Below are 19,745 nucleotides of genomic sequence, written 5' to 3' on the forward strand. Positions count from 1 at the left end.
ATTGCCAGTTTATAGCCGGAGAATCGCATGCAGCAGTACCAGCAACTGATCGAAACCGTTCTTGCCCAGGGCACCTGGCAGGACAACCGCACGGGCATCCGCACGCTGTCCGTGCCGGGCGCGATGATGCGCTTCGATCTGGCGCAGGGCTTTCCGGCGGTGACGACTAAGCGGCTTGCGTTCAAGTCGGTCGTCGGCGAACTGTGCGCCTTCCTGCGCGCATCGCGCAGCGCGGCCGACTTCCGCGCGCTCGGTTGCAAGGTATGGGACCAGAACGCGAATGAAAACGCGCAGTGGCTGGCCAACCCGTACCGCGAAGGCACCGACGACCTGGGGCCCGTCTACGGCGTGCAATGGCGCCAGTGGCCCGGCTACAAGCTGGTCGATGCGGCGAACACGGCGCAGCGCGAGGATGCCCACCGCAACGGCTTCACGGAAGTGGCCCCGCTCGTGGAAAACGGCGTCGAGAAAGTGCTGCTCTACAAGGCGATCGACCAGTTGCGCGAGTGCCTGGACACGATCGTCAACAACCCCGGCAGCCGCCGCATCCTGTTCCACGGCTGGAATCCGGCCGTGCTGGACCAGGTCGCCCTGCCCGCCTGCCACCTGCTGTACCAGTTCATTCCGAACGCCACCACGAAAGAGATCTCGCTGTGTCTTTACGTGCGCAGCAACGACATCGGCCTGGGCACCCCATTCAACATTGCTGAAGGTGCCGCGCTGCTGCACCTGGTGGGCCGGCTGACGGGCTACACGCCGCGCTGGTTCACCTACTTCATCGGCGACGCGCACATCTACGAGAACCATCTGGAGATGGTGCAGGAACAATTGAAGCGCGAGCCGTACGAAGCACCGCGCCTCGTCATCGCGGACCGCGTGCCCGACTTCGCACAGACCGGCACCTATGCGCCGGAATGGCTGGAAAAGATCGAACCGTCCGACTTCAGCCTCGAGGGCTACCGGCACCACCCGCCGCTGACGGCGCCGATGGCGGTGTAAGCCATCGCCGACGTCAGCTGTTTTTGCCGCCGGAAAATTCCCATCTCCTTCGCGATCCCAGCCCAAGCCGAGCATTGGGCTGGGATGTCGCATTCCGCGCATAATGCATCAAATATTTCCACGAAGCATTTACCGCAACACTGAACTCCGGGTATGCTAGTCGGTTCTGACCATCAGGAACGGATGGTCAACCGGGTTGACGCACCGCTTGGCGCACTCGGCGATGATCTGGCGTTCCGCGCATCGTTTATTCATCTAGATTTATTGATATGAAGTTGCAGAGAAACCATTTCAAAACCGTGCATGCCGAAGGCTTCACGCTCATCGAACTGATCGTTGTAATCGTCTTGATCGGGATACTGTCGGCGATCGCGCTGCCACGGTTCATGGACATGGGCCCGGCAGCACGGGCCGCATCGATTCAAGCCCTTGCTGGCTCCGTCAGGACCTCGATGACCATGTTCAGAGGTCAAACCCTGGTTTCAGGGGTGGGCACACCGGGCACGCAAGCCAATATCACGTATATCACCCTGAGCGATGGCTCGCGCGTCAGGCTCTGGTTCGGCTATCCGGATCGGTGGTGCGATGGCATCGCTGCAACCCAGCAAGACATGCCCGTGCCATCGGGCGGATGTTATCTCTCAACCGCCGCCTTTCGACAGGGAAGCTATACCTTCTACGGCTACGGCAACGACAAGCTTCCCGCCAGATCCGCGGGGTGGCGGATCGAAGAGGCGCCGACACCGATGCTGTGCTCCGTTCAATATATCTTCGATGGCACCGGCGTTCCGGTCGTCAAAGCCAATGTGGAAGGATGCTGAGGTTGAACTGGATTCGAATGCGATACGAATCAGATCCAGATAAATGCAGCCTGCCCGGATAAAGCGGTATGGTCCGCGTTCCGCTTAGTGCAGACAAGAGCCGGCAACGGCACTGATCAGGTACGCCGCGGCATGCCGGCGCACGCCGTCATCAAGTAAATTTCTCGGACTTCTGGCGTCGCGCATACGAGCCGATCACCGCCAATCCGGCCACCAGCAGGATGGCCCCCGCCGGCTCCGGCACGGCAAGCGCGACATCGAGCACGAGCCGCGAATCGGGATTGAACTGCACGCTGGCGCTGTTGATCATTACCGCATCGTGCAGGAACGTGACCCCGACCGGCGCGTAATTACTCAGCGGATTGATCGACACGCCCACGATGGCCGGCGCGCCCGTGAAGCGAAGGATATGCCCATTGAACGCGGCATTGCCGGCGATCTCGTTCGTGGAGTAACGCAGTTCGATCGTCGTGGCGCCGATATCGACGTCGACCGGGATCGGGTCGTAGAAGGCGCTGAGCGGCAGGAGAGTGCCGACAGGGAACTCCACGTCGTCACCAACGACGGCCATGCCGATCGTGGAAATCCTGCTCAACTCGTCAGGCGACGTGCAACAATACACCGCGGCCGTCACATCGGCGCCGGTGAGCACCAAGGGCGCCCCCACCCCTGGCGCACATGCCGCAACCAGGGCGGCGGTCAGCAGAAATCTCTTCATCACACTATTCCAGTCGGGTCAGTTGATTCCGAATTTCGCTGCCCCGGTGCATGCATCCGAAAAGATTTCCCGATGTTAGGCAAGGCGGGGCCCTGCAAGCTTACGCTCATCCCGCCTTGAAATGACATTATTTTTTTGATATCGGTCTGTCGTCGTCCGCCGTGTGGCGTATTCGCGTCAGGCCGGCGTGCGGCAGCAGCCGGTGCTCAGCGGCCGGCCGCCCCGAACGTCACCCGGTCGAGGTTCATCAGGCTGTCTTGCGAACTGCCGTGGAAGCGCAGGATCACGTTGTGCACGCCCGTGACTTTCCTGACCGGCGTGGTGACGGTGGCCCAGGCCTTGCCATCCGGCGCAGCGGGCATGACCAGTGATCCGATGACGTCACCGGCAACGTCGTCCAGCACGATTTCGATCCCCGCGCCGGGCACCGCCCCCATGACCGTCGCCGAAAAGCTCGTGGCGCCGGCGCTGCCGAAATCGACCCGGGAAAATTGCAGCCAGTCGAAATTGTTGATCGATGCGACATACGAGCGGCCCGTCGTGTCCACTTCGACCGACGTGCCGGCCGCCTTGCTTGCCTTCGATGCCTGCACCGGCTTGTAGGGATCGATCCTGGCGAGACTCTTCGAGTCGACCGGCTCCGGCCGCGTGGATTTCGCCGGCAATGGCGGCGGCGCGGCGCCCGGCGCGCCGGCCACCGTCACTTTCAGCCCTTCCTTGTCCACGGTGCCGTTCCAGTCCACCTGCAATTCGCGCGCATAGCCGCTGCCGGTGCGGCGGACCGGCAGCTTGCGCCCGTTCACCGTTACGGCGACTTCGTCGCCAAAGTCATCCGCCAGGTGCAGGGTACCCACGTGCAGCGGCGTGTCGGGCCTGAAGACGAGTTCCTTGTTCTGACCATGCCGCCCGCTGGTGGTGACGCTGACGGTGCCATAGCCCTCAGGCGACGCATACAGCGCATCGCGCATGCGACCGTTCATTTCCGGCAGCACGACGGGCTTCAGCCACAGCGCCTTGCTGCGTGCATCGCGGTGGTAGCCGACGATGTCATAGTAGTTGCGCCACAACGCCGGCATGCTGATGTACTGCTTCTTGCTGCGGATCTCGGTGGCGACCGGCACCGGCGTCTTCACCCGCGGCAGGATGTTCAGCGGGTGGTTGAACACGTGGTTGCGATCGAGGTACTGGCGCTCGTATGCATCCTTCTGCAGCACCGCCCATTCATTGGCGCGGCGCGTGTTGAGCAGCAGGCCACCGTAGTGCGTGACGAGGTATGGCGTCCACTCGTCATAGGTGCCGTCCGCGTAGCCCACGCCGCGGTAGAACGGCTGGTAATAATCGTTCAGCTTGCCCAGCACGAAATCCGTGTCGGCGGCGGACCAGATCTCGCCCAGCTTCATGTTCAGCGCCAGCCATTGGCCGCCGAAATATCCCTCGCTGTGCTTGCCCAGCTTGAAGCCGGCATCGGTCAGGTAGCGGGCACGGAACGACGCCACCACCGTGTCGTAGGCAAGCTGGTAGCGTGCCGCGAGCGCCTTGTCGCCCTGTTCCGTGGCCAGCCGCACCATCAGCTTGTAGGCCACGGCCGACAGGCTGGCATTGAACGGATTCGGGTCGCCGCCGGCATCGTAGGAGTTTTCGGAGTGGTCGAACGTGTACGGATACTCCTTGCTCCCGTACAGGTCCGCCTGGTCGAGGATACGTTGGGCGGCGCGCCGCACGTTCGGCCAGATCGCGTCGAAGCGGGCCCGGTCGTTTGTCGCCGCGTATGTCTCGTAGGCCGAGATGATGAAACCGGCGTTCAGGTCGACCCACTTGACGATGTTGCGGTAGTCGGCATGCTCGGTATCGTCCCAGCCGACCATGACGGAACGCAGCGCGCGGTCGGCGCCCACGTCCATCTTGTTCGTATCGTGGTGGATCTGGCCGCTCTTCATCTGCGTGCGCGCCCAGTACCGCAGTTCTTCCCACGCAAAGAACGGCAGCAGCTGGCCCACGATCTGGCGCGCATGCCACATCTGGTCCATCGTGCCGAAGCATGTCCATTGCCCCTCGGCAAACGCAACCCGGCCATCCTTCTTGTACATCGAATTCGTCGACAGGTTCACCAGCGTGTTCAGGGTCTGGTTCTTCAACCAGTCCGGCAGGTTCGACGCACGCATGCGGTCCACCAGTTCCACGGCATTGGCCTTGAGCGCATCGAAGTGCGCCAGGCCCGCTTCCGCGACCGTGGAAGAGTCTCGATGCTGGCCCAGGTACCACGAGCGCTCGGGATCGGAATCCTCGTACCACGCCAGCACGAACCGCACGCGCCGGCTCTCTCCCGGCGCCAGCGTCACCGTGACAACCGAACTGGCCGTTCCGCCGCGCTTGTCATGATTGTCCGCCTTGTCCGTGCCGGTCACCAGAGCCGGCTTGCCGTCCGCCGCGGCATACACCGACCAGGCCCGCGTGCTGAAACCTTTTCCGGCGATGTTCGTCACCGGCGCATTGCCCACGTCGATCCGCAGCGCCAGCGCGGTTTCCGCTACACCGCCGGCCACGTTGGTGACGGTGAACTCATAGAACGCATAGGGAAGGCTCATGCGGCCGGGATCGCTCCGGTCGAACGGGGCAAAGGCCGTCATGCTGACCGAGATGCCGTCGGCGGCGCCGAAATTGACGTGATGCAGCGGCCAGATTGCATCGTCATCCGGCTTGCCGCCGACCATCCTGACCTTCAGCACGGGCACGGTGGATACCTTGCCGCCCCGCCGCGTGGAGAGCGCGAATCCGGCGTTCTTCAGGCGTTCGAAATCGAACGCGTCGGCGGGCGGGCGCAGCATGGCCGCAAAGGTGCCGGTATTGGCATCGAACTTGACGGCGCCCGCACCGAAGCCGCCCAGCGGTGCGCCGGTGGTGCCGTTGACGGCATGGACGGGGATGGCCGCCGTGGCCGCATCCTGTGCAAGCAATGGGAATGAAAGGACAACGGCAACGAGCGCGCAACACGATTTCACGACAAGTGGCTTCATGGCGATCCAGTGATGGTGGCAGCACGCCGGCATGGCGCGCCGCACCGATTCTGCAATGTCGCCTGCGCGCGGGCAATTACGAAATTCGCCAATCGCCCGACAAAATTTGGCTAGTCGCCAGCCCCGCCCTGCTGCTGCGCTGGTGCCATCGACGCCACCAGCGCGTGGTACCACCGCTCCTTGCGTGTCTTGTGCAACTGGTACCACGCGCGGATGGTCTCCGGCCGCCACACCTTCAGCATCTTGAGCACCTCGGCCGTGAATTCCAGCGGCGCCAGGCCGGTGGCCGTCAGCAGGTTGTCGCCCCGCACGGCCGGCTCGTTGCGGTACAGCTTCTCGCCGCGATACGCGGGGCAGGATTGCTTGAGGAAACCCAGGTCGTTGCTGGTGTGCCGGCGCGCATCGAGCGCGCCCACGCTGGCCAGGCCATCGGCGGCGCCGCAAATGGCCGCCACATTGTGGCCCGCGTCCAGCGCATCGCGCGCGAATTCCAGGATCGGGCGCAGCTCGGACTGGTCCCAGCGTTCGCTGCCCGGCAAGATCAGCACGTCGCCTGATGCCAGCGCGAGGTCGGCCAGCGCCAGGTCGGGCACGTGCGTCACGCCGCCCATGCTCGTCACCTCGGCCGTAGTCAGCCCCACCTTGCGAAAACTGAAATCGGCCAGCGGGTTCGCGAAGAAACGGCGGCTGTGCAGCTCCGCCGTCAGATAGCCGATTTCCCAATCGGCCAGCGTATCGACCACCACCAGGTAAGCGTTCATGGCTCCTCCGTCAAGTTGGGCTTGCCAGTATAGCCGTTACGCCGCGCCCGGTCAGCGTGGCGGCACATTCTCCAGCACGCCGATCGGGGCGTTGACCAGCTTGCCATCGATCTTTTTCACTTCGCGGATATACATGTTCTGCACGATGTCGCGGGTGGCGGGGTCGATGCTGATCGGGCCACGGGGGCTGTTCCACTTCATGCCCGCCAGCGTCTTGATCGCCGCGTCACCGGTCACCTTGCCATCGAGCCGCCGCACCGTTTCAGCGATCATGCCCATGGTGTCGTAGGCCGCGACGGTAACGAAGGTCGCCGCCGGCCGCTGCGGGTTCGCCGCCGCGTAAGCCTTCAGGAAGGCGCGGTTGGCATCGTTATCCAGCGCCGTCGAGTAGTTCAGTACCGTCACGGCGCCCAGCGCGCGCTCGCCCAGCGCCGCCAGTGTCGGCGTGTCGCTGGTCATGTCGCCCACGCCCAGGAACTTGATGCCGGCCTTGTCCAGGCCCTTGTCCGTGAAGGCCTTCAGCAGCGCGGTGCCGTCTTCGGCGCCCGGCGCAAAGAAGAACAGCGCATCGGGCTTCTGGTCCTTGGCGCGCTGCACGAACGGCGAATAGTCGGGATTGGCCAGCGGCACGCGCGCCGAGCCCACCACCTTGCCGCCAGCCTCGTTGAACCCCTTGATGAACTTCGTTTCGGCATCGGCGCCGGTGCTGTAGTCGCTCACAAGGGTATAGACCTTGCCGATCTTGCTCTTGCCGGTCCAGGTGCCGAACGGTTCCGTCATCTGGTGCATCGTCATCGACGTGCGCACCATGTACGGCGATTTGTCCGTGATGCCGGTGGTCACGGCGTTCATCACGATCATCGGCGTCTTCGCGCGGGTGGCCAGCGGCGCCACGGCCAGCGCGCTCGGCGTGAGCGAAAAGCCGATCAGGAAATCGACCTTCTCGCGGGCAATCAGCTCTTGCGCGGCGCGCTTCGAATGGTCGGCGTTCGAGCCGCCGTCGTCGCGGTAGATCACTTCGATCTTCTTGCCGGCCACCTTGTCGCCATGCTGGTGCAGATACGTGCGGATGCCATCCTCGAACGGCTTGCCGATATTGGCGAACGGGCCGGTCAGGGCGGCGATCACGCCGACCTTGATCGTGTCCTGGGCCTGGGCCGCCAGCGGCAGACAGGCGATGGCAACGGCGCAGGCGATGGTGCGGGCACCTTTGCAGGCGCTTTTGCTGGCTTTGGTCCGAATATTCATGGTGTCTCCTCCATTTGTTTTATTCACTGCGCCCTGATCGTGGCGCCGTCGTCGTTGCCGTCTTCGTACATCGCCTGCACCTGCGCCGCCCTTCGGGCCAGCACGGCCGCCTGGTTCACGGAACCCTTGTCCGTCAGTTCCCGGTGGTCGATCGAGGGCGGCGCCTCCTGCAGCCGCAGCATCGCCACCGCGTTCGACGAGCCGGTTGCGTCGGCGTTCAGGCGCCGCAGCAGTCCCGCAAAGAAGTCGCGCACCGGTGCACTGGCCAGCACCTGCGCGGGCGTGACACCGGCGCCCAGGCCGGACAGCACCTGGCAGTGCTCCAACCGCGGGAACACAAGCAGGCCGATGGCATGCCGGTCGATGCCGGTGACGACCACATCGAGCACATACGGTGCGCCCATGCTGATCACTTTCGCCCGCAGCGGCCCCACGCTGACGAACGTGCCCGTGGCCAGCTTGAAATCCTCGGCGATACGGCCGTCGAACATGAACCCCAGTTCCGGCTGCGCGTCATCGGCAAAGCGCAGCGCGTCGCCCGTACGGTAATATCCTTCGTCGTCGAAAGCCTCGGCGGTGAGCTCGGGCATGCGCCAGTAGCCGGGCATCACGTGCGGGCCCTTGAAGCGCGCCTCGAGCTTGCCACCAACGGGCGCCAGCTTGACCTGGCAGCCCGGCGCCGGCACGCCCACGTAGCCGGCGCGCACGATCGGCCCGGTGCCGAACGTGCACGAGGGCGACGTTTCCGTCATGCCCAGCCCCGTCATGATGCGGATCGATTCGCCGCAATGGCGCACCGCGATCGCATCGAGCCGGTCCCATGCCGCCTGCGACAGGCCGGCCCCGGCGCAAAAGAACAGTTTTACACGCGAGAAGAAGGTGTCACGCAGCTGCGCATCCGACTCCAGCGCATCGGTCAGCATTTCCCAGCCCTTCGGGATATTGAAATAGACGGTGGGTGCGATCTCGCGCAGGTTGTCCAGCGTGCGCCGGAAATCCTGCGGCGTGGGGCGGCCATCGTCGAGATACAGCGTGCCGCCGTTGTACAGGGCGATGCCCACGTTGTGGCTGCCGCCGAACGTGTGGTTCCAAGGCAGCCAGTCCACCAGCACCGGCGGCGCCTCGCCGAAGAACGGGAACGTCTGCAGCAGCATCTGCTGGTTGCTGCTCCACATGCCGTGCGTGGTGACCACGGCCTTGGGTTTTTTCGTCGAGCCCGACGTGAACAGGAATTTGGCGATCGTGTCCGGCCCGACTGCGGCGTTGGCCGCGTCGACCGTGGTCGGCACCGTTTCCAGCAGCGTCGCGAAGCGCGTCGCCGTGACACCGCCAACGTCGCCGCCATCGAGGATCAGTTCCGCGCCTGGCGGCAATACGGCGGCGATGGCCCGACCGAACGCGCCGCCATCGGAAGCATAGACCGCGCCCGGCGTGAGATGGGCCACGAGTTCGTTCAGCCTGCCGTAATCCGTCGCCACCAGCGAGTACGCTGGCGACACCGGCACGTAGGGCACCCCGGCATACATGGCGCCCAGCGCCAGCTGGTAGTGCTGCAGGTCGTTCCCGGACAGGATCACGAGCGGCCGCTCGGCGGACAGCCCGCGGTCCAGCAGCGCCTGGCCGATGCGGCGGGCACGGTCCAGCATGGCGGCGTAACCAAGCCGTAGCCATTCGCCATCAGCGCCGCGCCGGGCGACCAGCGTGCGCTCCGGCCAGTCGCGAGCGCCGCGCACGAGGCAATCCGTGAACCGGCGTGGCACGTCGCCCAGCGGCGTTTGCGCATCCATGTACCACGTGTCTCCCGCGCGGCGAACGGCAACCTGCGGGCGGCCGATGGCGACGGGACGGCACCGCCCCGGCATCTGCGATGGGATCATGGGCCCTCCTCAGATCGGATAGTGGCGGGGGGTGGTCTGCACGGTGATCCAGCGCAGATCCGTGAACTCGGCGATCGCGGCCTTGCCGCCGAAACGGCCATGACCGCTCGCCTTGACACCGCCGAACGGCATCTGCGCCTCGTCGTGCACGGTGGGCCCGTTGATGTGGCAGATGCCCGATTCGATGCGCCGTGCCACGGCCATCGCCCGGCCGATGTCGCGACTGAACACCGCGGCGGACAAGCCATATTCGCTGTCGTTGGCAAGGCGGATGCCTTCCTCGTCGCCATCGAAGCGAAGGATCGATACGACCGGGCCGAAGGCTTCCTCGCGGTAGGCGGCCATCTCCGGCGTCACGCCATCGATGATCGCCGGCTGCAACAGGTTGCCGCTGGCGCTGGGCACTGCCGGCAGCACCGTCGCGCCGCGTTCGACGGCGTCGCGGATCAGTGCCTCCACGCGCTGCGCTGCGGCCGGGTCGACCATGCCGGCCAGCGGCGCATCCGCATGCGCCGCCTTCAGGCTCGCGGTCTTGGCCGCGAACTTTTCCAGGAACGCCGGGGCGATCTTGCGGTCGACGAGGATGCGGTCGGCCGACATGCAGATCTGGCCCTGGTTGAAGTACGACGAGAATGCCGCCGCTTCCACGGCGGCATCGATGTCTGCGTCGTCCAGCACCAGGATCGGGTTCTTGCCGCCCAGTTCCAGCAGCACCGGTTTCAGGTGCTTCGCCGCCTGCTGCGCGATGATGCGGCCCACATGGGTGGACCCGGTGAAATTGATGCGTCGCACCGCCGGGTGCGCAACCAGCGTTTCCACGACAGCCGCCGCATCCTGTGGCGCGTTGGTGATCACGTTGACCACGCCGGCCGGAAAGCCCGCTTCCTCGAACACGGTGCCGATCAGCCGGTGCAGCGCGGGGCACTGTTCCGAAGCTTTCAGGATGACGGTGTTGCCGCAGGCGAGCGGCATCGCCACGGCGCGAGTGGCCAGGATCACTGGCGCATTCCACGGCGCGATACCCAGCACCACGCCGCAGGGCTGGCGCACGCCCATGGCCAGCGAGCCTGGCACGTCGGACGGAATCACTTCGCCGGCGATCTGGGTGGTCATGCCGGCCGCTTCGCGCAGCATGTTGGCGGCCAGCGTGACATTGAACCCGTACCAGATCGGGCTGCCTCCGGCTTCCAGCACGCCGCGCGCAACGAATTCAGCCCGGTATTTCTCCATCGTGTCGGCCGCCTTCAGCAACAGGCCCCGTCGTTCGGTCGGCAGCATCGCCGCCCAGGCCGGGAAGGCGCGTCGGGCGGCATCGGCGGCGCGCTGCGCATCCTCGACGGTGGCCGCGGCGGCGCGCGTGGCGGTATCGCCGGTGGCGGGATTGCGGCGCTCGAACGTGGCGCCGTTCGAGGCGGCGGCCGCATGGCCGTCCACCAGCAAATCGGTGTCAAACATGGTGTCTCCTCTGCGTTCTCGGGGCCGGCGCATCGCTTGCGCTCTGTGGCCCCGCACTATAAGGGAAATGTGGCGCGGCGACGAAAACTCAGCCGCGCTTGTAGGCTTGCAGTCCCGGCTTGATCGTCTTGTCGTCCAGGAACTGCTTCAACCCTTCCTTGCGGCCCTTCTCGGGATCACGGTAGTTCGACTGGTCGGTCTTCGCATACAGGTAATCCTCGCCCTGCTCCCAGGTCAGCTCGCGCGCGCGCTTGAAGCCCTGCTTCGCGTAGCGCAGCACCACGGGGTTCTTCTCCAGCAGGTTGCGCGCCAGTGCCACCACCGCGTCGCGCAGTTCTTCCTTCGGTACGCTGCGGTTGACGAGGCCCATTTCCGCCGCCTGCCGGCCCGTAAACGTTTCGCCCGTCATGATGTAGTGCAGCGCCTGGCGGTGGCCCATCGTGTCCGCCACGGCCTTGCTTACCAGGTTCCCCGGCGGGATGCCCCAGTTCACTTCGGAGAGGCCGAACACCGCGTCATCGGCGGCGATGGCGAGGTCGCAGGCCACCAGCGGCGAGAACGCGCCGCCGAAGCACCAGCCGTTCACCATCGCGATCGTGGCCTTGCTGTACATGCGCAGCAGCTTCCACTGCCATTGCGAGCAGTCGCGGCGGATCCGTTCCTGGGTGATCTCCGGCTTGCCGTCGGTCTCGCGGAAGTACTCCTTCAAGTCCATGCCGGCGGACCAGGATTCGCCGGCCCCCGTCAGCACGATCACCTGGGCGTCATCGTCCAGCTCCAGCGTTTCCAGCACGTCGATCATCTCGCGGTTCAGCGTGGGGCTCATCGCATTGCGTTTTTCCGGACGGTTCAGCGTAATCCAGCCGATACCGTCCGCCACGTCGACCTTCACCGTCTGCCAGCGCGCTTCATATTTGGACATACATGTCTCCTCGATTCGTTGTATCAGGCTTCCTGATATAAGTTTCATACTAGACTGAATCAGGCAGCCTGACAACCTGTTTTTTGACTTTATTTCATCGGCACGCGAAACTGGCCGCGTCGTCGACGTTGCCGCCCGTATAAGTAGCCACTTTCGGCCAGCTGCACAGCGGTCGCGAGCGCCCGGCGGGGATGTTGCCCAGGCCCGGGTTGACGCTCGCGGTACGTGCCGTGGCGCGGATCGCTTCCGGTTCGACACCCTTCTCCACCCAGTCCACCAGTGCGCCCATCATGTCGAACTGGTCGGTCGCGGGGCCGCCGGAACAGTGGTTCATGCCCGGCACGGCGAACACGCGGGCGAACGACGCAGCATCGGCATAATTCGCCTTCAGCGCATCGAGCCACTTCACCGTGTCGTCGAACGAGAACACGGGATCGCTCACGCCGTGGAAGACCAGCACCTTGCCGCCGCGGCCACGCAGCGTGTCGAGCCGGCCCGGCGTCGCCGGCGTCATGAACGACATCGACGATTCGGTAAACCGGTCTGTCGTCGCGTAGATCTTGCGAGCATCGGTGTCGAAGTTGAAATGGAGCGCGTAGTCGAGCAAGGCCGTGCCGCCTGCCGTCAGCGCTGCCGGATCGGCCGGGGGCGTGGAAAAGATCAGCGCCATCGACGGCGCGCCCAGCGTGGCCGTCAGACCCGGCGCCGTCGCGCTGCCGAGCTTCCAGGCGCGCCAGCCGGGCGCGGCCAGGCCCGGGTCCCAGGACCAGCGCGCGTACAGCGCCGTGCCGGCCGAGTTCTTTGGGCCGTCATAGACCTTTTGCAGCGCGGCTTTCTGCACCGTGGTGAGGCACGAGCCGTCGGCCGCGCCCGTGCACGTCGGCACGTCCTTCTCCAGCGAGAACGTGGCCTGGCAGCGCGCCGTATCGGCCACCATGCCGTCGGTCGCGCCATCAAGCGCGTCGCACCGGGCCAGCACCCGGTTCGCCACCAAAGCCAGGTCGGGATTCGAGAAGCCGGCGCCGATGTTCGGGCGCCCGTCGGGGCCACGCGGCGCGGCGCTGGCCAGCGCCTGGGCGTCCCACATCTGCGTGACCGCCGCCTGTGGCAGGTTGTACCCCGCCGCGCCGGCCAGCACGCCGTCGTACTGGTCGCCGTAGCGGCTGGCCGCCACGAGCCCATGGCGGCCGCCGTTCGAGCAGCCGACGATGTACGAGCGGTCCGGCCCCTTGCCGTAGGCAGCCTTGATCAGGTTCTTCGCCATCGGCGTCAGCTGGCCCACCGCGTTGTAGCCGTAATCCAGGCGCGCCTGCGGATCGAGGCCATACACCTGGCCGGCGATCGCGCCGGGCCGTGTCGCGTCAGGCACGTGGCCCGCGTCGGAACTGATGACGGCATACCCCTGCAGCAGGGCGTTGCTCACCGGCCCGCCACCCGGCAGGTTGCCGAAGGCCGCGTTGCCACCGGTGATGCTGCCATCGTTGCCGCCATTGGCCTGGTAGAAGAAGCGGCCATTCCAGTCGCGTGGCAGGCGCATTTCAAAGCCGATCGCATATGGCCGGCCATCCACGCCCGTGCGCTCGTTCATCTTGCCCAGCACCACGCAGTGCTCGGGCATCGGCGTGGCCACGCCGTTGAGCGTTTGCGTCACGCTGCCCGCCGGCGCCAGCGTGGCCGAGGTGATCGAGGTATTGGCGAACGTCGCGCTGCCGGCGAGCTCGGTGCAGCTTGCAAGCCTGGCGCCGCTGGCTGGCCCGAGGTGGGTGGACACGGCGTTTGGCGTGCCGCTGCCGCCGCAGGCGGTCAGTGCGGCGGCAAGCGCGGCGGCTGTCAGCGCGGGGCGGAAGGATGGATCGTGCATGCGGGTCTCCGGTTATTATGAGGTTAATATCAGGCGTCCTGATATTAACCTCATGGTAACGCCTGAGATGGTGTCGTGACAAGCGGGACTTCGACAACACCGGGATCCGTGCCTGCCATACCGTATGCGATACTTTTGGAGAGGATTCGCGGCGGGGTCGCGTGCTAGCATCGCCCTGTCATGCACAACGGAGCAGACCGGCAATGATCCCCATGCGCGCTGGACCCGGCAACCTGTCAGCCGTTCTCTCCGGCGTCGCCGCCAACCTGTTCCTCGGCTTTTCCTCGCTCTTCTGGTGGGAACTGGCGGCGCTGCCGCCCGCCACGCTGCTGGGCTACCGCATCCTGCTGTCCCTGGCCACGCTGGCCGTCGTCATGGCGATGCTGGATCGCTTCCGGGGCCTGGGGGCACGGCTGACGGGGCGCGTGCTGGCCATCCATGCGGCGGCAGCCGGCCTTGTCGTGATCAATTGGGGCACATTCATCTGGGCCTCCATCCACGGGCACGTCGTCGAGAGCGGGCTGGGGTACCTGATCGCTCCCTTCGTTGCCATCGCCGTGGGCGCCGTCGCCGTTGGCGATCCGACGAGCTGGATACGCAAGGGCGCACTGGCCGTCATCGTCGCCGCCGTCTGCGTAATGGTCCAGCGCAGCGGCGAGTTGCAGCACTGGGTGTACCTGGTCATCGGCGCCACGTGGGGTGCTTACGCATGCCTGAAGAAGCTCACCACGCTCGATGCCTTCAGCGGCTTGCTGTGCGAGACTGTGGTGCTGGCCGCCCTGCTGGCCTTGTCGCTGGCGGTATCGGCCACGTCACTGCGCCTGCCCGCACCCATGGCCGACCCGGGCCTGTTGGTGTTGCTGGCCCTGTGCGGCGTGGTATCGGTATTGCCGCTCTGGCTGTTTTCACTGGCCGCGGCGCGCCTGCGGCTGTCGGTGATGGGGCTTTTCCAGTTCGTGCTGCCCACCACGCAGTTGTTCGTGGCGCTGGTCTTCTACCGCCAGGCCGTGTCGCCCAATACCTTGCTGTGTTTTGCCGTGATCTGGATTGCGCTCGGTGTGCTCGTTGCCGAGCCGGTGGTCAGCCGCGCCCTTGGCGCTCGCCCGGCGGCCTAGCCAGCGGGGTCGCCACCGCCATCGCGCGCGTAATGCCCTGTTCGAGCCCATGTAGCGTGCTCGCATCGGCATCGCCATGCCGCCCGGCGGAACCGCTCGCACAGGCGCGGCCGGCGAATGCCGCGATTGGTTCTACAATACCGCCCAGTCCGACATTTTCCGTTCTCCCATCCATGCCACTGCAAAACGATACGCCCGGCCGACCGTCCGGACTTGCCTACCTCGTGGGCCGCCTCGACCACGTGCTGAGCCGCCGCCTGCGCGAGAGCCTCGCACCGCTCGGTCTCACCGTCACCCAGTACACCGCCCTGTCGGTGTTTCGCGCCCAGGGTTCGCTGTCGAACGCACAGCTGGCTGAACGCACGATGGTGTCGCCGCAATCGGCGAACGAAATGGTCAAGGCGATGGAAGGACAAGGCTGGATCGAACGCCGCCCGGACCCGTCGCACGGCCGCATCATCCAGATCAGCCTGACGATCGCCGGCCACGCGGTGATGGAACGCTGCGATGCCGAGGTGGTGAAGCTGGAGGCGCGCATGTTCGCCGGTCTCACGGCCGAGGAGCGCGGCGCCCTGCATGGGGCATTGCGCGGGGCGGTGCGGGCGCTGAACGACAACTGAGCGCTCCCGTCTCGCGCGTCACACGGCTGAAGCAAAAATCGCCGATAATGGCGGCCTTTCAGAATGCATAATATGACGCAACTTTCCATCATCGTCGCGATCGACCGCCAGCGCGGCATCGGCGTGCGCAATACGCTGCCGTGGCACCTGCCGGAAGACCTGGCCCATTTCAAGCGGCTGACGACCGGCCACCCGATCATCATGGGCCGCAAGACCTTCGATTCGATCGGCCGGCCGTTGCCGAACCGGCGCTCCATCGTCATTACGCGCGATGCGCGATGGCGGCGCGACGGCGTCGAGGCGGTGCACTCGCTCGACGAAGCGGTGGCCCTCGTCGGCGACGCGCCCGCGTTCATCATCGGCGGCGCCCAGGTATTCGACGCATCGCTGGCCATCGCGGACCAGCTGATCGTCACCGAGATCGATGGCGAGTTCGAATGCGACACGTTCTTCCCGCCGATCGACGCCGCCACCTGGAACGAGGCGGAACGCACGCGGCACCAGTCCGCAAGCGGCGTGGCGTTCGATATCGTGCGCTACCGGCGCGCCGGCCGATGAGCATTTTCCTCCCCGCTCAGGGTGGCGCCGCCGCCCATGCACATTGAGTAAGATTTTTCCACCTGAGCGGTGCAATTTCTGCGAGAATCGCGGACTTTTATCGACTCGCACCCAGACCGCCCCGGTTCTCAGCTACCCCGGGCGGTTCTTCTTTTTGGAGACATCATGAAATTTCGTTTCCCCATCGTCATCATCGACGAGGACTTCCGTTCCGAGAACTCTTCCGGCCTGGGTATCCGCGCCCTCGCCGCGGCGATGGAAAAGGAAGGCATGGAAGTGCTGGGTGTGACCAGCTACGGCGACCTGTCGCAGTTCGCCCAGCAGCAGTCGCGCGCTTCCGCCTTCGTGCTGTCGATCGACGACGAGGAGTTTGGCGCCGGTTCGAAGGAAGAAACGGACCACGCGCTGAAATCGCTGCGCGCGTTCGTCGAAGAGATCCGCTACAAGAACGCGGACATCCCAATTTATCTGTACGGTGAAACGCGCACCTCGCGCCATATCCCGAACGACATCCTGCGCGAACTGCACGGCTTCATCCACATGTTCGAGGACACGCCGGAATTCGTGGCGCGCCACATCGTCCGCGAAGCCAAGAGCTACCTGGACGGGCTGTCGCCGCCCTTCTTCCGCGCGCTGGTGCACTACGCGAACGACGGCTCGTATTCCTGGCACTGCCCCGGCCACTCGGGCGGCGTGGCCTTCCTGAAGTCGCCGATCGGCCAGATGTTCCACCAGTTCTTCGGCGAGAACATGCTGCGCGCCGACGTGTGCAACGCCGTCGAGGAACTGGGCCAGCTACTCGACCACACGGGCCCCGTGGCCGCTTCCGAACGCAACGCCGCGCGCATCTACAACGCCGACCACTGCTACTTCGTCACGAACGGCACGTCCACGTCGAACAAGATGGTATGGCATTCGACCGTGGCGCCGGGCGACATCGTCGTCGTCGACCGCAACTGCCACAAATCGATCCTGCACTCGATCATCATGTGCGGTGCGATCCCCGTGTTCCTGATGCCGACCCGGAACCACCTGGGCATCATCGGTCCGATCCCGCTGGAAGAGTTCACGATGGAATCCATCCAGCGCAAGATCGACAACAACCCGTTCGCCCGCGAGGCCAAGAACAAGAAGCCGCGCATCCTGACGATCACGCAATCGACCTACGACGGCGTGGTGTACAACGTCGAGCTGCTGCGCGAAATGCTGGACGGGAAGATCGACACGCTGCATTTCGACGAAGCCTGGCTGCCGCACGCCACGTTCCACGACTTCTACAAGAACATGCACGCGATCGGCAAGGACCGCCCGCGCGCCAAGGAGTCGCTGATCTTCTCCACGCAGTCCACCCACAAGCTGCTGGCGGGCCTGTCGCAGGCGTCGCAGGTGCTGGTGCGCGATTCCGAGACCGTGAAGCTGGACAAGGACATGTTTAACGAGGCGTACCTGATGCACACGTCGACGTCGCCGCAGTATTCGATCATCGCCTCGTGCGACGTGGCCGCGGCCATGATGGAAGCGCCCGGCGGCACCGCGCTGGTCGAGGAATCGATCCTGGAAGCGCTCGACTTCCGCCGCGCGATGAAGAAGATCGACGAGGAATGGGGCAGCGACTGGTGGTTCAAAGTCTGGGGCCCGGACACGTTCGCCGAGGAAGGCATCGGCACGCAGGACGACTGGATCTTCAAGGAAGAAAGCCAGGAGTGGCACGGCTTCGGCAAGCTGGCGCCCGGCTTCAACATGCTCGACCCGATCAAGGCCACGATCGTCAACCCGGGCCTGTCGCTGCAGGGCCAGTTCGCCGAGACCGGCATTCCCGCATCGATCGTCACCAAGTACCTGGCCGAACACGGCGTGATCGTCGAGAAGTGCGGCCTGTACTCGTTCTTCATCATGTTCACCATCGGCATCACGAAGGGCCGCTGGAACACGCTGCTGACCGCGCTGCAGCAATTCAAGGATGACTACGACAAGAACGCGCCGCTGTGGCGCATCCTGCCGGAGTTCTCGGCGAACAACCCGCGCTACGAACAGATGGGCCTGCGCGACCTGTGCCAGCAGATCCACGATTTCTACAAGGCCTATGACGTGGCGCGCCTGACGACGGAGATGTACACGTCGAGCATGGTGCCGGCGATGAAGCCGTCCGACGCATTCGCCAAGATGGCGCACCGCGAAATCGAGCGCGTGGCCATCGACGAACTCGAAGGCCGCATCACGTCGATCCTGCTGACGCCCTACCCGCCGGGCATCCCGCTGCTGATCCCGGGCGAACAGTTCAACCGCACGATCGTCGACTACCTGCGCTTTGCGCGCGATTTCAACGAGCGCTTCCCGGGCTTTGAAACGGACGTGCACGGCCTCGTCAAGCGCGAGGTGAATGGCAAACGCGATTACTTCGTGGACTGCGTGAAGGAATAAGCTGGAGAACCCGGCAGTGAAGCGGCCCGTGTGGCCGCTTTTTTTACAAGCGGCCGCGGTTTCCGGCCGTGGCCGCGATCAGCCTGGCGGATACAGGCGCCGTACCAGCTGCCGGTCGCTTTCCGAGAGATCGGTCGCACCGCCGATCGCCACGCCGCCCGTCTGACTGGCAGGAAAGGCGAACGTCATGATCGATCGTGGATCGAAGTCGCGGTACTCGCCCACCTCGCGCAGCGGCACTTTCCTGAATACCTTCTCCTCGATCTGCGCGACCGACCAGAAATTGGGCGGCCCCGTAAGCTCTTTCATGATCTCGTCCTTGTTCCAGCGAATCGTGGCGCGCGGATTCTGGTGCTCCTCGATCAGGCCGATGGCATGCCCGAACTCGTGCAGGACATTCTCCCGCCTAACCCAGCCCAGATTCATGGTCGGCGCGGTCTTCGCCACGCCCAGGGCGTCGGTCCCGACGAAGGACCAGGAACCGGCAGAGGATTCAAACGCGATCCGCACATCGGCGTCGCCCGATTCCACGAACTGGAAATGCAGGTTGGCATGTTTCGTCCAGTCGACGGCGGCCTGTTTCACGATCTCGCGCTGCTTGGCCGAACCACCGATAAAGGCAATCCGGATCGTGGCGCCAATCGCCCAGTACTTGCCGGTGCCGCGTGCCTTGTTCGTCTCGGTGGCCTTGGCCTGGCTCAGCACCTGTTCCTGGACCGGGTTGAGCTTTCGGATCGATACGACCGCCGCGATCGCGTCATCGTGCTGCGCATGGATTTCGCCGAGCGTCTTCTTGGCTTCGGCGAGCACCAGCTGCACATTCGTTTCCAACGTTGCCACCGTCGTCTTCGCCGCCAGCAATTCCACCTGCGATTTCTTGAGCTCTTCTGAGGCTTTCTCGACCTCGGTTTGTAGCGCACCGAGCTTTTCAACCGATGCTTCGAGCTTGAATCCGAAAAAATAGGCGCCGACCACGATGAAAACGGCCAGTACGGCCGCAGTGAACTTGGCGAACCGGATCAGGTCCCTGTCTACGACGTAGGTCACATGCCTGCCGTCTTCCGGCGCGGGAGCCGGTGGCTGGACAGACAACAGGTTCGCCTGGCAGTACCGGCAGCGTATTGCATCGCCGTGCACTTCTTCCCTGCAGAACGGACACGTTTTCATCATGGCCTGGCAATGGTTTCCCATGCGATCGACGCGTCTCGGCGGCGGCTGAACGGATACCGCATCGCTTGACAGTCGCAGGCATGCGGCGACGCTGCGCAACCGTGCGTGCACGGCCTTTCGTGCAGGGCAAGCTCACCGCAGTCTACGCCTGCGCAAGCAGCCTGGTAGACTTTCTTTCTGCAGGT

General features: G+C 64.9%; 15 protein-coding genes. 6 read left to right on the plus strand and 9 right to left on the minus strand.

Annotated elements, in window-relative coordinates; translation table 11 throughout:
* Positions 1–27 precede the first annotated feature (27 nt).
* Both EWM63_RS29340 and EWM63_RS33005 read left to right on the plus strand, forming a co-directional pair.
* Positions 28–999: a thymidylate synthase gene (locus tag EWM63_RS29340; RefSeq protein WP_130189674.1), complete on the plus strand. Its 972-nt coding sequence runs from the start codon at positions 28–30 to the stop codon at positions 997–999.
* Between the two features lie 269 nt (positions 1,000–1,268).
* Positions 1,269–1,820, plus strand: coding sequence for a type II secretion system protein (locus EWM63_RS33005; RefSeq protein WP_130189675.1), 552 nt, complete (start codon positions 1,269–1,271; stop codon positions 1,818–1,820).
* Between the two features lie 151 nt (positions 1,821–1,971).
* Here the strand turns inward: EWM63_RS33005 and EWM63_RS29350 are convergent, their stop codons facing one another.
* The 8 genes from EWM63_RS29350 to EWM63_RS29385 form a co-directional block, all read right to left on the minus strand.
* Complete coding sequence (locus EWM63_RS29350; protein WP_130189676.1) at positions 1,972–2,538, minus strand: PEP-CTERM sorting domain-containing protein; 567 nt, start codon at positions 2,536–2,538, stop codon at positions 1,972–1,974.
* A 206-nt stretch (positions 2,539–2,744) separates the two neighbouring features.
* Positions 2,745–5,552 (minus strand): carbohydrate-binding protein, encoded by a 2,808-nt coding sequence (locus EWM63_RS29355; protein WP_165390989.1) that lies wholly within the window; start codon positions 5,550–5,552, stop codon positions 2,745–2,747.
* A 110-nt stretch (positions 5,553–5,662) separates the two neighbouring features.
* Positions 5,663–6,313 carry a DJ-1/PfpI family protein gene (locus EWM63_RS29360; protein ID WP_130189678.1) on the minus strand — a complete coding sequence of 217 codons (651 nt, stop codon included), beginning with the start codon at positions 6,311–6,313 and terminating at the stop codon, positions 5,663–5,665.
* Between the two features lie 51 nt (positions 6,314–6,364).
* Positions 6,365–7,561, minus strand: a complete 1,197-nt coding sequence (locus EWM63_RS29365) for an ABC transporter substrate-binding protein (protein ID WP_130189679.1) — start codon at positions 7,559–7,561, stop codon at positions 6,365–6,367.
* Positions 7,562–7,584: 23 nt separating this feature from the next.
* Positions 7,585–9,438 carry a feruloyl-CoA synthase gene (locus tag EWM63_RS29370; protein ID WP_130189680.1) on the minus strand — a complete coding sequence of 618 codons (1,854 nt, stop codon included), beginning with the start codon at positions 9,436–9,438 and terminating at the stop codon, positions 7,585–7,587.
* Between the two features lie 9 nt (positions 9,439–9,447).
* Positions 9,448–10,893 (minus strand): aldehyde dehydrogenase, encoded by a 1,446-nt coding sequence (locus EWM63_RS29375; protein WP_130189681.1) that lies wholly within the window; start codon positions 10,891–10,893, stop codon positions 9,448–9,450.
* Between the two features lie 88 nt (positions 10,894–10,981).
* Positions 10,982–11,815, minus strand: coding sequence for a p-hydroxycinnamoyl CoA hydratase/lyase (locus EWM63_RS29380; protein ID WP_130189682.1), 834 nt, complete (start codon positions 11,813–11,815; stop codon positions 10,982–10,984).
* Between the two features lie 94 nt (positions 11,816–11,909).
* A complete protein-coding gene (locus EWM63_RS29385) occupies positions 11,910–13,676 on the minus strand; it encodes a tannase/feruloyl esterase family alpha/beta hydrolase (protein WP_130189683.1) in 1,767 nt (588 codons plus the stop codon).
* Between the two features lie 203 nt (positions 13,677–13,879).
* Here EWM63_RS29385 and EWM63_RS29390 point away from each other — a divergent pair, with 203 nt between their 5' ends.
* The 4 genes from EWM63_RS29390 to EWM63_RS29405 all read left to right on the plus strand — a co-directional run bounded on the left by EWM63_RS29390 (position 13,880) and on the right by EWM63_RS29405 (position 18,390).
* Positions 13,880–14,791 (plus strand): EamA family transporter, encoded by a 912-nt coding sequence (locus EWM63_RS29390; protein ID WP_229487573.1) that lies wholly within the window; start codon positions 13,880–13,882, stop codon positions 14,789–14,791.
* 173 nt (positions 14,792–14,964) lie between these two features.
* On the plus strand, positions 14,965–15,411 hold the full coding sequence (locus EWM63_RS29395; RefSeq protein WP_130189684.1) for a MarR family winged helix-turn-helix transcriptional regulator: 447 nt from the start codon (positions 14,965–14,967) through the stop codon (positions 15,409–15,411).
* A gap of 72 nt (positions 15,412–15,483) precedes the next feature.
* Positions 15,484–15,969: a dihydrofolate reductase gene (locus EWM63_RS29400; protein WP_130189685.1), complete on the plus strand. Its 486-nt coding sequence runs from the start codon at positions 15,484–15,486 to the stop codon at positions 15,967–15,969.
* Positions 15,970–16,134: 165 nt separating this feature from the next.
* A complete protein-coding gene (locus tag EWM63_RS29405; RefSeq protein ID WP_130189686.1) occupies positions 16,135–18,390 on the plus strand; it encodes an arginine/lysine/ornithine decarboxylase in 2,256 nt (751 codons plus the stop codon).
* A gap of 78 nt (positions 18,391–18,468) precedes the next feature.
* Here the strand turns inward: EWM63_RS29405 and EWM63_RS29410 are convergent, their stop codons facing one another.
* Complete coding sequence (locus tag EWM63_RS29410; RefSeq protein WP_130189687.1) at positions 18,469–19,671, minus strand: M12 family metallopeptidase; 1,203 nt, start codon at positions 19,669–19,671, stop codon at positions 18,469–18,471.
* Positions 19,672–19,745 lie beyond the last annotated feature (74 nt).

This window comes from Pseudoduganella lutea (genome assembly GCF_004209755.1).
GTDB lineage: Bacteria > Pseudomonadota > Gammaproteobacteria > Burkholderiales > Burkholderiaceae_D > Rugamonas > Rugamonas lutea.